Source organism: Scytonema sp. NUACC21 (genome assembly GCF_054684315.1).
Window position 1 is genome coordinate 41816 of the sequence record NZ_BAAFZH010000054.1, and the last position, 17993, is coordinate 59808.

The following is a 17993-nucleotide window of genomic DNA, read 5'->3' on the forward strand; positions in this document are numbered from 1 at the left end:
AGTGAGGTTTTCCAGAACCCGTGAAAAGTAAGCTCCCTCACCCTCCCCTTATCAAGAGGAGGGAACTGGATGTGCAAACATTTTTTGAATGGGTATAAGTAATATTACTGAATCTTTATCAAAGTTTAAAACAATCTTCAATATAAATTATTGTTATTTTGATGCTGAGATCGCATTTAGAGGTGTGTATTTAATACTATTTAGACTAAAATTCAATCAACCACTGTTTTCAATAGCAACGATATATGATACTGGCAATTGCTTTGAGTTTATTATGGCTTGGACTTTTGATTGGATTCGTTATACCAAAAGTCTATGCAGTATCAGTTTGGAAAAAACAAAAAGACAAAAATAGAAATCGTCCAGGATGGTTAGAATCAGCTTCATACATAGTAGATAAATACGAGCCGTAGGTCAAAATAAAAAACGTAAAATGACTTAGTGCTTCTGACCGATTTAGCTAAAATCCTCAAATTTTTCTTTAGGAAGCATCCCTTCTACTCCCGCAACATACCAATTCATAACCAGTTGTTCCCTATCAGCTAATAACTGACCTTTAGGCACTCTCACTACTCCTTGTTGGTTTTTCACCGGACCATCAAAGGGATGCGCGATACCGTTAATAAATTCTTCCCGCTTTGCCATGACTAGTTGCTGGACATCGTGAGGAATGATTGGATTCATAGGAGAAATATCTACCATTCCCTGAGCAATTCCAGACCAAACAGCTTCTGATTTCCATATACCGTTAATCGCAGCCAAGACTTTATCTGTATAAAATTTTCCCCACATATTAATAGTTGATGTTAAGTGAGCTTTTAGACCAAAACGACTCATATCAGTGTTAGAACCAAAAACAAAAAGACCTTTTTCCTCAGCAAATTGGATAGGTGCCACAGAGTCAGTATGATGCGTTAAAATATCAGCACCCCCATTGACCAAAACTTGTGCTGCTTCTCTTTCTTTTACTGGATTATACCAGTTTTGCACCCATACGACTCTCACTATCGCTTTGGGATTTGTTGCTCTTAATCCTTGCGTAAACGCATTTATTCCTCGAATGACTTCAGGAATTGGATAAGACCCGATAAAACCAATGATATTTGATTTTGTCATCCTACCAGCAATCATACCAGTGAGATATCGCGGTTCTTCAAAGCGTCCCAAATAGGTTCCAACATTCTGCAAGCGTTTCCTACCACCGCAATGTTCAAAAAACACATTGGGAAAATCTTGTGCTACTTTTATTGATGGATTCATATGACTAGAAGAAGTTGTAAAAATTAATTTATTTCCCTCCTCTGCTAGCTGACGGATCGCTGTCTCAGTATTCACACCTTCACTAACATTTTCAACAAAAGTTGTTTTTACCTTACTTTGAAGGTTGGCTTCCATTTCTCTACGTCCCAAATCGTGGGCATATGTCCACCCAAAATCACCCACAGGTCTTACGTAAACAAAGGCAATTTTAAGAGGTTCACTAACAAACGCAGGTGTAGCCGAGGTAGGGGCTTCACTCTGTACATCAATTTGGGGATTGGATTTACCCCTGTTACAGCCAGCAAAGGTAAAGCCACTTCCTGCTAAAGTAGTATATTTTATAAACTGCCGACGCTTCATGTCTATAAATTTTTCTACTTACAAAACAGTTGAAAACAAATATAGATTGTATTTTTACAAAAGGGTGAGTTTTCCCACCCCGAATAGCAAGCGAAATTGTGAATTGCTGTTTAGCGCCAGAAAATATATCGTACCCCAATAATTAACAGAAAGAGTCCGTATAGCTTCTTGATTGTTTCACTACTGATATAAGGTTGATTGGCAAACAATGCACCAAACAAATTACCAACTATAAGACCAACTGCAATAATCACAGCATATTTTATATTTAAATTACCGTTTCGATAGTAAACTAGGGCAGCTAGAATACCAATTGGCAATATTTGAGCAGCGATAGAAGTACCTGTGGCAAATTTTTGATCCATCCCTAATAACAAAACCATAGCCGGCACCATAATTGCACCACCACCGATGCCAAACATACCGCCTGCGACACCTGCAGCTAAACCAATAAGCAACAATTGGATGAGGATATTAGACATAAAACTGGTTGGTAGATTGCTAATTTTACTCTAATGTAAAAGGAGTCACTAATGACAAATGACAAAGAACGGTCAAAACCTGTGAGCTGTATGTGTACCGACCTACTTATTTTTCTTCTTGAACTTAAAATGAAGCCTCATAGAAAACATGACTTAGCAGAGACAGGGAACGAAAATTCTTTGGGTAAAATCGATTTGGGCAGCATCCCATGAACACCTTTTTGTGGGCTGTTGACAACCTGAGTAATACGAAAATTCACAGCTAAGCTACACAGAACATAAGCATCTTCAGGTACCAAATTGACGAAGCGCTCCAAAAAATAAATCATATTTTTTAAAGCTAATTCTAACGCTTCATCTAATGTGTGACCAAATCCCATTGTAATAATATCTGTGGGAGTTTCAGCAATTGGTATTGTGAGGTGCAAATTCTTGTGAAGGTTTAATTGGATAGTGCCATTCATGGAAGTTTCAATTGCAGTGACATTAACTTCACCATCTCCTTGCGCTGAATGACCATCTCCAATAGAAAATAAAGCACCTGGAACAAAAACAGGCAAAAAGACTCTAGAACCAGTTTGTAGTTCTCTATTATCAATATTACCACCGTAGTGACCGGGAGGAATTGAAATTCGAGATGCTTCGGGTGTAGCAACACCAAGAATACCAAAAAAGGGTTTCAGGGGAATTTTAATACCGCTGCCAATGGGGTATTCTGCAAGATTGTTTTCTAAATCAAGGGGTATGAATCTGAGGGCGGGTTGATTAAACTGGTGCGGTAAAGCACCCCAACCCGCACGAATAGCATTGAAGCCAACGGGTAGACTGGGTGTAATTGCTTCTAACTTGACTTCCAATACATCCCCTGGTTCTGCATCCCGCACGTATATTGGTCCTGTAAGCAAATGCGGTCCTGCTGCAATTTTGCGTTCTGATGGAAGATTGTGACAAATGTCAAGGAATTCTAGTGTCAGAAATTCTGGTGGTGCTTTGTCAAAAACGTAATAACCAGAATAAGTTTCCACTTCGACAGTATCGCCAGAATCAATTGTCAGTACTGGTTCTAAATAGTGAGAAAAACCACCTAAATGTACAGTTTCTCTGGTGGCTTTGAGAACGTGGTGAGTCATTGCAGCTAACGTGCATCCAAAAGAGTTATTGCCTAGAATAGCGGGTTTGATGCTCACCAACACGATCGGTCAACAAGTTTGTCCTTGGTCATTTGTCATTTGTCATTTGTCATTAGTTCTACGGCATAACCCATTTCTCGCCTGCTGTTAACCCGAGTTTTTAGGCATTGCTGCTGTAATGTCACGTAGTAACTTCACTTGCCAATAAGGTACAGGAGCAAGTAAGACGGTACCTGTTCCCTCGAAGGTATTGACTAAAAACTCACCGGAAGTCATGGAACCTAAAATAGACTTAGTGGCTTTTTCAACACGATAATTTAACGTAGTTGTGCGGGCGATCGCAAAATTCCCATCCACAACCAAGCGGTCATTTTGCAACTGAATGGTTTCTACAGGTCCTTGCGCCATCATGACGACTTTACCCCTGCCTTTAACTTTTGTTTGAAACAAACCTTCACCGCCGATTAAGCCAGAGATTAATTTATTACGCTCAACACCGACTTCCACAGTGCCATCACTTGCCCAATAAGCACCACTGTCTAAAATCCACTCAGTACCGTTTAATTCCATAACATGGAATCCAGATAAAGACGGCTCCAGATATAACTCTCCAGTTCCTGTATATGTTGGGCGAAAAATATTTTCACCAGTTGCTAGAGATTTCAAAAAACCACCTGCTGAGGGTGCTTTAGACTGCATGGTAATGTTACCGAGCATGTAATATAAAGCACCTGATTCCGTTCGCACTGTTTCGTTTTGTAAAACGACCTTGACTAAGCGCAAACCTTCTTTTTCTATCATTTCATAACTTGCCATTACTTTCCTCTTTACAAAGATACGTTAGACGGATAGTGTTAATATTCTTCAATTCTGGCATCTGTGTTTACGGATAGCTAGGAAAAAAAGGCTAAAGTATAAAGGCTAAAGGATGAAAGTAACAGAACCACTAACCGCTAATCACTCACTACTAACTACTATCCACTAACCTTCCTCTTCAAGAAATTAGACATAAATGGTCGTTCAAATACCAAGTAAAAGCAATAAGCAATCAGTAGCGATAATGGCACAGCTACTATGTAAAATATAGCTATAAAGTTCACTCCAGATAATTGGAGGTTCAAAAGCAAATTCCCCACGACTGATACTATAACTCCATGAGTGAGATACAGACTGTAAGAAAAGGTTCCTAGCGCAACTACCCAAGGCTTTTCAAAGATCTGTAAAACAAGGGGTTGCTTTTTACCTTCCATCGCAAAGTTAGTGCAATAAATCAGCAGACAAGCAGTTGCCAAAGCGCAAGCACTATGACTAATCCATTCATCAAATCCTAGTTTTTGCCATTCCGTTATAAAAGCAACAACAGCGAATATTATTGCCAATACACTCCAAGATAACGATTTTCTCATTTTTATCAACTTAGGTTTTTGAGAAAATCCAATATCTGCTGCTGCCATCCCTAGGGCAAATAAGCCTAGAAACCAAGAATGTGCTGCATCAAATCCTTTGATAAGATAAAGTGGTAACAAACCAACTAAAAAAGCCACAAATACTGTTGAGAGTAAATTGAAACGCCGCCAGATAGGTATTAGTAATAGTGGAAATAAAAAATAGATCTGCCACTCAACTGCGACACTCCACATGGGTGCGTTAATAGAACCAAGTGTGCCGCGACTGAAATTATGAACCAGTAGCAGGTGAGTGACCACATCCTTCAAGGAAAAGAAAGGATGGAACTCTCCATAACTAGGAGATTCATGCCATCTAAAAATGGACAACTTATCAAGTTGCACCATGACGAAACCTAAGAGCAAGCTACACAAAAGAGCTACATAGTAAGGTGGCAAAATTCTCCGCGATCGCCGCTTAATATATGGTAACAATCCTTCTGCAAAAGAGCCCCCTTGCGAACGCGCTACTGGTAGCATTAAAACATAACCGGAAAGAACTATAAAAACAACAACAGCAAAATGCCCGTATCTCAGGATTTTGCCCATTATTTGTAGCAATAAGGAGGATTGTTCTCCCATATACCGATTTATATGAACCAAGACAACATACAATGCTGCCAGTCCACGTAACCCATCTAAGTAATGAAGGCGCAATCTCTGTTCGGTAGATTTTCTGGATACTGATATTTCCACTTAAAACCTCAGACATTTATAAGAATTTTCTTAATAACTGACTTAAGATTTAACTATTTGTCAGCAGAAAAAGTCTGTACTTAAGTACATTAAAAAAAAATGATAAAATTAAATGTAAAGAAATAAAAAATAATTATAAAGCTCTTTTAAAATCTTATTTTTACTTACTCCTTTTCCGCTCTAAAATTACCTCAAAATGTAGGTAATCGAATGGCGGGAAGGGAGTAGTTGTAAGGGGGCAATGCCTTGCAACCCTACCAGTGATTGCAAGGCAGTGCCCACCCTACTCTTATTAAAAGCACTCGATATTTGGTATCAGCAAATATTTGTAGCTACAAACTGAATAACTTCGCTGAGTCCTGCCTTTGTTTTCAAATTCGTAAAAACAAAAGGTTTATCACCGCGCATTTTTTTGGCATCTCTTTCCATGACATTTAAATCTGCACCAACATGGGGAGCTAAATCTGTTTTATTTATGTGGCATACAAAGTAAGCTACAGGTCCGATAGCCATTCTGTTGGTCTATTTGTTTGGCTGTATCGGAGTCTGGATGGTCGTATAAATCAAAGGGAATATTGAGGGTCTTACCAGTTGCGGCTACTATGCCTGCAAAACCCTTGCCAATCGGTACTCGTAACTCTTTGGTTGAACCGTCATCTTGCGTGATTTTCGTCCACAATTGCTCTGCTTCGCGGTCTATTAACCATAGGGTACTGCGATCGGCATTCATGAGTTCTTTTGCCTCAGCCATCACCCGCTTGAGGGTTTCCTCTAAGTCAAGGCTGCTTTGACTGAGGGATTTAACTGCCTTCATGAGTGCTGCTGCGGCTCTTTGTTTTTGAGTTGCTACGTAGAAGGAGCGCGAGGATTCTAAAATCAGCCTAATGGAGGGAGCGAATTCTTGAAATAACTGCTTGTCAGCTTCTGTAAACCCTTTTATGTCAATTCGTTCTGACAGGGGTGTCTCGGAATTGTTAGGAAACTTTAATTTATTGAGCAATTGCACAACTGCAACTAGTTGCCCTTCTTCGTTTAAAAGTGGCAACGCTAGCATTGTGTATGTCCGATACCCGGTTCTTTTTTCTTGTTCTCGAGCAAAGACCGAGCGGGGATCGTCGTAGAAATCAAAGGGAATATTGACCACTTGTTTAAAGGTGGCAACTTCACCCGCAATGCCTTTATCTGCAGGGATACGAATCTCTAATGAGCGATTACCCTCTGCCTCTGCCACAATTGACCAGAGTTCTTGTTTTTCTTCGTCTAGCAAAAAAATTGTTGTGCGATCGGCACCCAATAACTCTCCAGTTTTTAGGGTAATAGAATGTAGCATTTCTTGCAGAATTGTTTCAAACCCCTGAGTATCCAGCATTGATAGGGTTTGATTGACAATCCGTAGTTTTTGTTCAACTTCGGTAACAACCTGCTTAAAAGTATCTTGAGTTAGGGGCGCGAGAAAGGTAGATATAGTTCCCTTGCGTTTGGCAAGAGCACCCACAGCAGCAGCATTTCGCTGCAAAGCGTGGTTTTCGTGACTGGCAACACCAATAATTAAATCAGCGGTAGCACCGCAACCACGTTGATGAACTGACATAACTGGCTTTTGATATAGAATTTGACTTTAGTGATGTTTAACAGTGGCATCTAATGTATGTAAGTGTTGCTACAAGCAAACAAACAGAACATAACATAATCCACAGTGTAATCTTTTATCAACTCAGCGTCACCTTCTATAGCCAGGAGTTAAGAATTAAAAGGTAAAAATTTAAAAATCCTACTTCAATTTCACCCACAAGGGGGTTGGCAATGGAAAAATTGCATCTACTTCTTATACAATTTCCTTTCTCGTAGTTCAACGGACACTGGGGGATCGCAATGTTGGAATTGGCTTTCAGTACATGGGGTCGGCGCAGTCAATATATAGCCCTTTTGAATGGGTTCGTTGTGGTAGGAACTTTCGCGATCGCAGAAAATTGTGCAAGGGCTCAAAGTACTATCATTCCTGACAATTCTTTGGGTACTGAGGCTTCGGTAGTCACTCCCAATGTTGTCATCAAAGGAGTATTGAGCGAGGAAATCTCAGGTGGGCTGATTAAAGGAACTAACCTCCTACATAGCTTTGAGGAATTTAACGTCAGTCCAGGACGAGGAGCATACTTTACTCCTCCATCTGGTGTTGAGAACATTCTGACTCGCGTCACCGGGGCAAATCCTTCCCAAATCTTGGGAACCCTTGGTGTCACAGCTGGTAGTGCCAATCTGTTTTTGATGAATCCCAATGGCCTTATTTTTGGACAAACTGCGCGGCTGGATGTGATGGGTTCATTTGTTGGAACGACAGCAAATGCTATTCGCTTAAGTAACGGGGACATTTTTAGTGCCAGACCCAATCAATCTCTGCCAACCCAATTGTTAAAGGTTAATCCTAATGCTTTTTTGTTTAATCAAATTGCCAATCAGTTAGTTCCTGCTATTCAAGTAAACCAAGCATCTCTATCTGTTAGAGACGGTATGAGTTTGTTACTGTTAGGTGGAAATGTCACCTTAGATGGCGCAAATGTACAGGTATTAGGCGGTCAAATAGACATTGGGGGATTATCAGCAGAAGGAACAATTGAGCTTTCGGGTAGTGCTAACAGTTTCAATTTACGTTTTCCAGAGAATATACAGAGATCTGATGTATCGCTTGTTAATAAATCTCGTGTTAATGTTACTGATAGGGGTCAAGGAAGTGTAGTAATTAATGCCCGAAATCTAAATATTGTTGATGAAAGTAGCATTTCTGTCGGCATTAGATCGACATTAAGAGCACACGATTCAATTTCACAAAACGTAACATTAAATGCTAGTGGTATTGTCAAGATAAACCAGAATAGCCAAGTAAGAAATGTAGTAGAAACTGACGCTACTGGCAATGCTGGGAACATTAATATTAATGCTGGGAAAGTAGAGGTCACTGGCGGACAAATTCGCACTCGTACTTTAGGTAATGGCAATGCAGGTAATATCAATATCAAGGCTGGTGAGATTTTGATAGATAACCCAGCTTATGTTAGCGAGGCTAGTAGACGTACATCAGATGATAAGCCTGCTATTGACGCCAGTAACTTTAGTAATGACTCAGTCAAAGGAAGAGGGCGTAGCGGTAACGTATCATTAGCAGCAGATGGCTCGATCGTTTTGATTGGGCGGGGTGAAGGCTCGACCTATGATAATAAGGTCATTTCCACCTACAGTGCTTCACGAGGTCGGGGAGAAGGACACGTATTACTGAAAGCCAATGGTTCTATTTCTCTAGACAATGCTTTTATTGTCACTAGCACGTTTACCACAGACACAAATGCGGGAGAGATATTACTGCAAGGTCAAGAAGCTGTTTCCTTGAAAAATAACAGTTCCCTTGTTGCTACAAGCTTTGCTAGGGGGAATTCTGGAAACATTACACTGACATCCTCTGGTCTTGTACTTGTCGAAAATAGCTTGATGTCTGCTAACATCGGTGCGGCACAAGGATCTTTCCCCGCTCAAGGGAATGCAGGTAATATCTACATATCCGGAAACTCCGTTTTTGTTACTGCTGGTTCGGAAGTGACAACAAGAAATGCTTTGGGTGGTAACTCTGGTAATATTCAAGTAGATGCTACGGATATAGTAGAAATTTCTGGCAGAGTCCCAGAGTTATTTTCCAAAAAAAATCGTTCAAACACAGCTGTCTACAGTACTTTACTGACAACTGCTGAAGAAAGGGCTACTGGACAAGCTGGTGATATCAATATTAATGTTCCAAGTGGAACCTTACTCATAGCGGATGGGGCAAGTTTGAGGGCAGAAAGTCAAGGAATTTTTAGAGGCGGTAATATTAATGTCCATGCCAAGACAGTGGAGTTGAATGGGGGTGGGAAACTTCTCACGAGTGCCTCTAACAGTGGTGATGCTGGTAATATTACTCTCAGTGCGAGCGCTCGCATTACCATCGCCGGAAGTAATCCCAATTTTGATGAAGTTTTTCAGCAAGCAATTATCAGATACGGCAGTAGGAGAGAAGCAGAGATTAGACTTGGTACTGTTGGTGGTGCTAGTGGAATATATGCCAGTACATCTGAGACTTCCACTGGAAAAAGTGGAGATATAAACGTAACGACTGGGAGGTTAGTTGTTCGAGATGACGCACAACTTAGCGTTAGCAGCGGTCAAAAAGATGCTGGTAACTTGGAGATCCAAGCTCGCTCTATCTTTTTAGACTACAGGGGAAAACTACGAGCCGCAACTGCATCTGGTAAGGGGGGAGACATAAACTTGCAAGTGCGCGACAATATCTTAATGCGACACCAAAGTCAAATATCTGCTGACGCTGGCAATAACGGCAATGGGGGTAATATCAACATCAATAGTCCTAATGGTTTTATTGTTGCCGTCCCTTGGGAAGATAGTAACATTCTTGCCAATGCCGAACAAGGAAAGGGAGGTAACATCACAATTGTGAGTTCTGGAATTTATGGCTTTGAAAATAGCTTTTTTTTAACGTCTTTGAGTGACATCAACGCTAGTTCAGATTTTGGATCGGATGGTACAGTTCAAATTGAAATCCTTGGCATCGATCCCGATTTAAGACCAGTTAATTTCCCTACAGAAATAGTTCGAGCAACATTAAGTCAAGGCTGTCAGAAAAATGCCAGCCAAGAGGAAAATAGATTTTTCATCACTGGACGTGGTGGTTTACCGTCCAATCCTTACGAACCCCTCACCAGTGAGAGTTTCATGGCAGATTGGATAACTCCCAAACCTAATTCTCAAGTTCCTTTGGGTTTAACTACCGTTGAGCAAAATTCACACAATCTGACTTCAAAATCTATTGTAGAAGCTACTGGATGGAAGATAGATCCTGAAGGAGAAGTTGTTTTGACTGCATCTACCTCTACGATTCCGCCTCTAAGTTCTCAATTAGGAGCTTCTGTATGTGGCAGCCGATTAATTCCTTAATATTTTACGCGCCAGTTTAGCATAAGTTTTCACTGTTTCGTAGGGCATATCTAAATCTTTTGCTATGTCTTGCAAGGATTCCCCCATTTCTCGACGTGCTAGAATTGTTGCTCTTGTTTCGCAGACAGATATTGCTCTCTCACCTCCTGTACGTTTCTGCGTTGCCATCAGCATTTCTGTTAATTGAGTGACTCGCTGTTGGAGTTGTATTTCTGGTACTGGTATCTCAACAGCAACAGAGGCTTCTGTCCAACCCAAGCGTGTCTGACCCAAACCAAATGTTGTTTTGTGTCCTGTTCCGCAATAAGGAGCAAACTGACTAAGTGCTTTGTACAACTGCACAAATTCAGGTTGTGCTGGTACATCTTGAGCTAAGCCGTATTCTATTGCACCAGTAAATCCTGTCACTGTGCCTTTTTTACCACCTGTAACTTTTGCTGTTGCTAGTTGGTGGCGGTGGATAATGACATTTTCGTCTACCCAGGCAAGAAAAGCATCCATATCTACGGGTTTGCCAGAAAAGTCGTTCCAACGACGTAGATAGCTGTGAAAGACGTTATAAGGTAGTGGTAAGGGAAAATGATGCCCTTTGCGACGAAAACTGGTTGGGCTGATAAAACTTAGGGTTGTGGTGTTTTTTGTTTCTGCTGTCAGTAAGTTGCTATAGGTTGTGGCAGCATGAGCTATGGATACTTTTTGAATTTTTAGGGTGGCTCTGTGAATATTAATATTTTTTGGTAAATTTTGTAACCAATTACTCATCCACTGTACTACTCGGGATGACAAGGCTGTAACATACCAGCGGTAGGAAGAATTATTGACTAATTGTAATTGTTTGCCAGCAGTTAATAGTTCTCCTTGTAAACGGGAAATGGTAAAAGGCTTTTCTGATTCCCCATCATGGAGATAGGCTGATAGTTCTGGGTTGGTTTGGCGTACTTGGTCTAAAAACCAAGCATGGAGGGCGATCGCGTATTCTGGAAATAAGGTAGCATTTCCTTCCGGGACGACATCAAAGGCTATGCCAACTAACTCAGTGTTATCTGGCAAATAATTGTTACTCTTTTTTGATACAGTTTTTTTCCTAGTAGGTTGCATATTAATCACAGGTCTTATTTGAGATCCACTGGTTCCATGCCAAGTCCCTACCCATAATTTTAATTTGGGTGTGGTTAGCGAAGGGAAACCAATGGGCATTTTGTATTTGAGTGTGTTCTTTGCCCTGAAAGTACGGTTTTCCCTACTCCACAACAAAAAAATTCTAGCTATATTTAGTCAAGTGTCAGGTTAAGGAAAGCAACGCTGACACGCCGAACCAAGAAAAAAAGATATAGTTTGAAAGCCAAAAACTAGGTGCAAGCGCTTTGAAACTATTGCAGGGCTTAGGTTGTGAGGTCACCCCCATCCAGAAAAAAGAAACGGGTGAAAAAAATTTAGAGAAAACCCTTGACAAAGAGAAATAGGGTTGTTACTCTAGATAAAGTGTGAAGCGCGAAAGAGGCGCAAAGCACGCAACCGAACCAAGATAAAGTAATAGTTTGAAAGCCAAGCATTTAAAGTCATGGGCGCGATTTACCAGGGGTAACGCCCGAAGGTCGGCACAAACACACTTTGACGGATTTACTGTACTACGTTCATGATGTAGCAGGAGTTGAGCGAATTCGTTTTGCTACCTCCCATCCACGTTATTTCACAGAAAGGCTGATTAAAGCTTGTGCGGAATTACCCAAGGTATGCGAACACTTCCACATTCCCTTTCAATCTGGGGATAACGAGGTGCTCAAACGGATGGGGCGGGGATATACTCATGAAAAATACCGCCGCATCATTGAAACAATTCGGCATTACATGCCAGATGCATCGATAAGTGCTGATGCTATCGTTGGTTTCCCAGGAGAAACGGAAGAACAGTTTGAAAATACCCTCATCTTGGTCAATGACCTTGCCTTTGACCAATTGAATACAGCAGCATACTCTCCGCGTCCGGGAACACCCGCAGCAAATTGGAATGAGCAATTGAGTGAGGAAGTCAAGAGCGATCGCCTACAAAGATTAAATCATCTAGTCGCAGTGAAAGCGTCTGAGCGATCGCAGCGTTACATGGGGCGCATTGAAGAAGTGCTGGTGGAAGACCAAAACCCCAAAGACAAAACCCAGGTAATGGGGCGTACCCGTGGAAATCGTCTGACGTTCTTTACTGGTGACATCAACGCACTCAAGGGTAAGTTGGTGAAGGTAAAAATTAACGAGGTTCGTGCTTTTAGTTTGACGGGTGAACCAGTTGAGGCGTTACTCGTTCGTAATTGAGAATTCCTAAGTCGTAATGGCTAATCAATTATGAATTAGAAATTACAAATTCGTTTGTTCCCACCTATATGCCCTGGTTGTGCTACGCTATCTGGATTCTCAAGTGATAGAGGTATTTCAGATGACAAAGCTGCGGGTGGGATTATTATTTGGGGGTCGCTCGGGAGAACATGAAGTTTCTATAAGTTCTGCAAGGGCGATCGCTAGTGCTTTAAGTGCAGAACAAAATGCTAGCAAATACGAAATACTGCCTTTTTATATCCAAAAAGATGGTCGTTGGTTGGCAGGAGATGTGCCACAACAAGTCTTGGCATCAGGCAATTCACTGCAATTAGCAGAATCTACCACTGAAAATCAAGTATCGAGTGCCAATTCCGAGTTATCTGGTGACAAAACTCAAATCCTCAGTCGTTGGCAATCTCCTTCCCAAGTTGGGGACGTAGATGTTTGGTTTCCCATTCTTCACGGTCCTAACGGTGAAGACGGTACAGTTCAGGGGTTACTGACCTTGATGCAAGTTCCTTTTGTCGGTTCTGGGGTGTTGGGTTCGGCAGTGGGAATGGATAAAATTGCCATGAAAACAGCCTTTGCCCAAGCAGGATTACCGCAGGTCAAATACATTGCATTGAATAGAGCGCAAATATGGTCTAATCCTTGTGTTTTTCCCAAATTGTGCGATCGTATTGAGGCAAATTTGGGATATCCGTGCTTTATTAAGCCTGCTAACTTAGGTTCATCAGTAGGTATTGCGAAAGTGAGATCGCGACAAGAGTTAGAAAAAGCATTGGATAATGCCGCTAGTTACGATCGCAGAATAATTGCAGAGGCTGGAGTTGTTGCACGGGAATTAGAGTGTGCGGTTCTGGGAAATGACCAACCCAAAGCTTCCGTCGTCGGTGAAATTACTTACAATAGTGACTTTTATGATTATGAAACTAAATATACTCAAGGTCAGGCAGATTTACTGATGCCCGCACCTGTTTCAGAAACGATTACCCGTCAGATACAAGAAATGGCTTTGCAGGCTTTTGCGGCAGTTGATGCTGCTGGATTAGCAAGAGTCGATTTTTTCTATCTGGAAGCAACAGGAGAAGTATTAATTAATGAAATCAATACCCTGCCTGGTTTTACAGCAACGAGTATGTATCCGCTTCTGTGGTCCCATAGTGGTGTCCCTTTCCCCGAACTTGTTGATACGCTGATTCAACTCGCCCTTGAAAGGCATTCTCGTTAGAAGGCGTCTATCTAAAAGGCAGAAGGCAGAAGGAAAGGAGAAGTTAGTAAGAGAACAAAGTGGAAGCCAAGAATGGTGATGTGACTAAAAAAAGCGATCGAATTCAATACCAACAGACAACCCATTCTTCTGCCCTCTGTCTTTTACTTTTTTTGCTATGTAACAAAAAATACCTAAATAGAAAAACAGATATTTAGAGCAAGCCAACTAATCTACATAAAAAGGCTACTTTAATCCAAATAACGCTACGGATATCATGATGCTTGACCCTTAAGTACAATTTAGTACTTGAGGGGAACTTCAAACTACAATTATTATGGAAAACACTCAGAGTGTACAACAGCAGGCATCCCAAGCGGAAGCACCGACACCAGGTTTGAGAAAGAAAAAGTCAAAGAAACCAGCAAGCAAGAATTTTCTGATAGACTTGTTTGCTAAATATCCTTTGTTGTTGCCTGTTGGTTTGTCAGCGATTTTTTTAGGTAGCGGTGTCCTTGCTCTGTACAGTCTAGGACATGTTGAAAGTCCAGAAGAGGAAGAAGTAGAAACATTAGAAGCAGAAGTGGTCAAGCCAATTACTACGCCTACTGAGACAGCTAATCCTATGCCCTTATGGATGGTAATAGCGATCGCTTTGAGTTGTGGAAGTGGCAGCCTAATGTTGTTCCTACTTCTAAACCGCCCAGCACAGCGTCAAATGGTTAAGAATCATTTCAACCGCTACCAAGCTCGTTTAACACAACGCAGCCAAAGAATGGAACCACGCCCTCCAAAGAACAAGCCAGTCTATGTGCCATCGAAAGTAAGGCAACCTGCTGTAGCTATGTCAGTTCAAGCACAACCTGTAGTCACAATTCTGCCTCCAGAACAAAATAGTTCCCGGAATTCAAATGAAGAATCTTTAGCAAGTGTATTTGATATACGCAAACACACTCCTTTATCTACAATCATACGTAAAAATTAGATATTGAAAAATTACAGGGATGCTCGCCTCTCGGCACTCTGTTAGGCTTGGGTGCTCAATAAATAAGTCAGCGCTAACAAACACCAGTTTGAATGAGGTCTGTTAGTGGTTAATAGTTATTGGGAAAAACAGGAGATCAACATTTCTTTACATAATTAGGTTTATCTGCGCCGACCTGTCTAGAGCGGATGAATAGTTCTCATTAAATCTTTGCTAATCTATGCATACCTTGCCTTAATCCAAAATTTTAGTAATGTGGACACGGTAGTAGGGTGGGCTTGCCCGCCGTTAGCTGCTTTGCGGCATAGTCCTACCTACAAAAATCGGTAATTTTAGACCAAAAAAGGAGTAGTAAAAACAATTAATAAATTGTTGTCTTCATTTATAAATCTGTAATAGTTTGAACATTTACTGAAATGAATTAAAAACTTGCCAAACTGGCACCTACGATAATAAAACATCAGATAAATTGAAAATACTAGATAACTGTAAAGGTATTGTTTTTAGGACGATCGCATATAAAAAAATCCTGATAAACCTACCAGTAAAGAAGGCATTTCATTAAAGATAACAAACTATATAACAAGAGTTCATTAGCTATGCATAGTAATTAAAAGTTACTGTGAAGGCATCCAACTAATACCGTTGCCATATAAAGATGCATAGAAAAAACACCACCACCTATGACACCAGCCCTTAATAAGGAGAGGTTAGGAGGGGTAAAAATAATGTACTGCTTCACAGACAATTGGTATAAACCGTGGTTACAACAGGAAAACAAATCGAATGTTAGAATTAATAAATTGCCATTCGAGAAAAAAGAAATAGAGCAATTATTGTTATTGTGTAATTATTTGAATATTTAGTCAACTAATAAAAAAATGCCAAAATGACTGCTTAAGTATAGATAAATCAGATATATTCAAAAAAGTTAAAGATGGTAAATGACTTTAAGGGTGTTATTATTATAGTGTATCACATATTCTATTATTTGTGATACACTTTCCACAAAAAAGATATTAATTGATAAGTTTTTGATGCAATAAATAAGAATAATCAAGCATGCATTTGCTGCAAAAGGAATATTCAGACCGTGCAGGCGTTGTTGTTAACTACAGAAAGCCCCCTAAACAGATGGCAACGTCTTCTGTCTACTCCCTAGCGCTTCAGCGGCAAATGATGAGTGGGAGCATTTCAGCGATTGGTATGCTTGCTCCCACTCTTTTTTATTTGTTAATTAATAATTAGCTTACTCCTTTTCTGCTCTAAAATTACCGATTTTTGTAGGGTGGGCAGTGCCTACCACAACGCCAAGATGGTGGGCAGTGCCCACCCTACATCTACATCTATGTGTTTAAGTAATCTTTTGGCGGGAAGGGAGTAGTCAGCCGATGTGAATAAACATAACTTGGCATTCGGGCTGGGAGTGGTGAGTCGGCATGAGAGGTCTCAAAATTTGTTGAAATAGCCAGGGTTATTTGCAACCACCGACTGAGAGCCACCACATTGAATGTCAGAGACAGGCTGTCAGAAACTCGATTGTCAAAAAAGAGGGTTTGTCTGTTTTAGGTTGTTTAATGTAGACAGACTGAAGGACTGAAATTTCAGTTAATAGCGAACAGTTAAGGGTCAAAAATTTGTTATTAAAGAGTTGAGAAGCATGAGTAGGAACTTCGGAGAAATCAAAGCTCCTTGGAGAAGAGATTTATCTAAAAAAACTAACTTATGGGGGGTTGCACCCTACATTCTTCCACATCAAAAGAATGATATATTTCAAGAGTGAGGACATTAAATCAGGTCATTCCGGCAGAAATGAATAATATTGCTTCTGTGATGCTGTGATGATTGTCCCTCTTTCAAAAGTCAACAAAGACTTGGCAAACTGGCAACTAGAATCAGAGGAAATTAGATAGATTAAAGATAGGAAATAACAATCAGGGTGTTGGTTTCAGGGTGGAGATATACACAACTTTTGTGAAATAGAACATCTCAGAAAACCCAAACACTAAAAAAGTAGATTGACTTTTGATGGCATCAACTCAAAGGTTAAGTGTGAAAGCAAACAAATAAGAATAATCAAGCATGCATTTGCTGCAAACGGGAGAGAGAGACAGAGTGGGCGTTGTCGTTAACTACAGAAAGCCCCCTAAATAACTGGCAACGTCTTCTGTCTAATCCCTAGCGCTTCAGCGGCAAATGATGAGTGGGAGCATTTCAGCGATTGGTATGCTTGCTCCCACTCTTTTTTTATCTGTTGATTGATTTGCAACATAGCGCTTCATGTCACCTTCTCTAACATTAAACTCTCTGCGCGATACGCTGTTGGAAGATCGCGACTAGCAGCAAGAAGCCGCCCCGGAGCACGAGTTGCCACCACGGGGTAATGGTTCCCTCGAGATTTAGAAGGTTGTACATCATTCCCAACAGAAGAACACCGACAAGCGTCGGAAACACAGCTCCTTGCCCCCCTCCGAGAAACGTTCCTCCCATGACGGTTGCAGCGATCGCATCCGTCTCCCAACCAAAGGCGGCCACAGGCTGACCCGCCCCTAGACGACCTGCGAGAATGACACCAGCAAGCCCTGAAAGCAAACCGCTTATCGTGTAAGTTGCGAGCTTCACCCGGTCTGGGCTCACGCCCATCAGCCGGGATGCCTCCTCGTTGTCACCGACAGCGAACATATGCAACCCTAATCGGCTCCTGTGCAGCATGAACCAGACTGCGAAATATAAGAGCGCAACTATAAGCACGGGGACAGGAACAGAACCAATGAACCCCCTGCCCAGCCAAATAAGTCCTGAGGCTGTCGATGATACGGCAATCGACTTTTCCTGGGTGATGCTTAGTGCTAGCCCGCGAGCAGCGCTCGCGGTGAATAAGGTAACAACGAACGGCTGGAGCCTCGCACGGGACACGAGAAGACCGTTTACCAAACCAAGCAAGGTAGTGCTTGCAATGCCACCGACGATCGCCATGAAGCTTCCCTGTCCGGCGAGCATTGCTGCGACAACGCCACCTAGAGCAACGAGGGCACCCACAGAGAGATCGATTCCCCCGCTCAAGATTGTGACGGTCATGCCCAGCGCCACGATCGCGAGCATACTGTTCTGTCGCATGATGTTCATGAGGTTAAGAGG

At 41.4% G+C, this 17993-nt stretch carries 11 protein-coding genes and 3 pseudogenes; 5 read left to right on the forward strand and 9 right to left on the reverse strand.

Going from position 1 to position 17993, the window contains the following annotated elements; all coding sequences use genetic code 11:
• Nucleotides 1-456 precede the first annotated feature (456 nt).
• The 7 genes and pseudogenes from ACYRY3_RS07745 to ACYRY3_RS07775 all read right to left on the reverse strand — a co-directional run.
• Nucleotides 457-1620 carry a BMP family ABC transporter substrate-binding protein gene (locus ACYRY3_RS07745; protein ID WP_460201119.1) on the reverse strand — a complete coding sequence of 388 codons (1164 nt, stop codon included), beginning with the start codon at nt 1618-1620 and terminating at the stop codon, nt 457-459.
• A gap of 110 nt (nt 1621-1730) precedes the next feature.
• On the reverse strand, nt 1731-2102 hold the full coding sequence (locus ACYRY3_RS07750; protein WP_460201121.1) for a TSUP family transporter: 372 nt from the start codon (nt 2100-2102) through the stop codon (nt 1731-1733).
• Between the two features lie 137 nt (nt 2103-2239).
• Nucleotides 2240-3232 (reverse strand): acetamidase/formamidase family protein, encoded by a 993-nt coding sequence (locus ACYRY3_RS07755; protein WP_460201122.1) that lies wholly within the window; start codon nt 3230-3232, stop codon nt 2240-2242.
• Nucleotides 3233-3379: 147 nt separating this feature from the next.
• Nucleotides 3380-4048, reverse strand: coding sequence for an AIM24 family protein (locus ACYRY3_RS07760; protein ID WP_460201123.1), 669 nt, complete (start codon nt 4046-4048; stop codon nt 3380-3382).
• A 158-nt stretch (nt 4049-4206) separates the two neighbouring features.
• Entirely contained in the window at nt 4207-5373 is a 1167-nt protein-coding gene (locus tag ACYRY3_RS07765; RefSeq protein ID WP_460201124.1) for an acyltransferase family protein, read from the reverse strand.
• Nucleotides 5374-5688: 315 nt separating this feature from the next.
• Nucleotides 5689-5850 (reverse strand): annotated as a pseudogene (locus tag ACYRY3_RS07770) (urease accessory protein UreG); the annotation flags it as partial.
• Nucleotide 5851: 1 nt separating this feature from the next.
• Nucleotides 5852-6964: pseudogene (locus ACYRY3_RS07775) on the reverse strand (GAF domain-containing protein); the annotation flags it as partial.
• A gap of 281 nt (nt 6965-7245) precedes the next feature.
• Between ACYRY3_RS07775 and ACYRY3_RS07780 the strand changes: the two are divergent.
• On the forward strand, nt 7246-10350 hold the full coding sequence (locus tag ACYRY3_RS07780; protein ID WP_460201126.1) for a two-partner secretion domain-containing protein: 3105 nt from the start codon (nt 7246-7248) through the stop codon (nt 10348-10350).
• Here the strand turns inward: ACYRY3_RS07780 and cas6 are convergent.
• A complete protein-coding gene (cas6, locus tag ACYRY3_RS07785; protein WP_460201136.1) occupies nt 10339-11448 on the reverse strand; it encodes a CRISPR-associated endoribonuclease Cas6 in 1110 nt (369 codons plus the stop codon). The two genes, ACYRY3_RS07780 and cas6, sit on opposite strands and share 12 nt — an antisense overlap.
• A gap of 459 nt (nt 11449-11907) precedes the next feature.
• Between cas6 and ACYRY3_RS07790 the strand changes: the two are divergent.
• The 4 genes and pseudogenes from ACYRY3_RS07790 to ACYRY3_RS07805 all read left to right on the forward strand — a co-directional run.
• Nucleotides 11908-12657: pseudogene (locus ACYRY3_RS07790) on the forward strand (MiaB/RimO family radical SAM methylthiotransferase); the annotation flags it as partial.
• A 121-nt stretch (nt 12658-12778) separates the two neighbouring features.
• Nucleotides 12779-13891: a D-alanine--D-alanine ligase family protein gene (locus tag ACYRY3_RS07795; protein ID WP_460201128.1), complete on the forward strand. Its 1113-nt coding sequence runs from the start codon at nt 12779-12781 to the stop codon at nt 13889-13891.
• A gap of 316 nt (nt 13892-14207) precedes the next feature.
• Nucleotides 14208-14855, forward strand: a complete 648-nt coding sequence (locus ACYRY3_RS07800; protein ID WP_460201130.1) for a hypothetical protein — start codon at nt 14208-14210, stop codon at nt 14853-14855.
• Between the two features lie 1062 nt (nt 14856-15917).
• Complete coding sequence (locus ACYRY3_RS07805; protein WP_460201131.1) at nt 15918-16103, forward strand: hypothetical protein; 186 nt, start codon at nt 15918-15920, stop codon at nt 16101-16103.
• 1050 nt (nt 16104-17153) lie between these two features.
• Here ACYRY3_RS07805 and ACYRY3_RS07810 read toward each other — a convergent pair.
• The coding region (locus ACYRY3_RS07810) for an ABC transporter permease (protein WP_460201132.1) at nt 17154-17993 on the reverse strand (840 nt) is incomplete at its 5' end.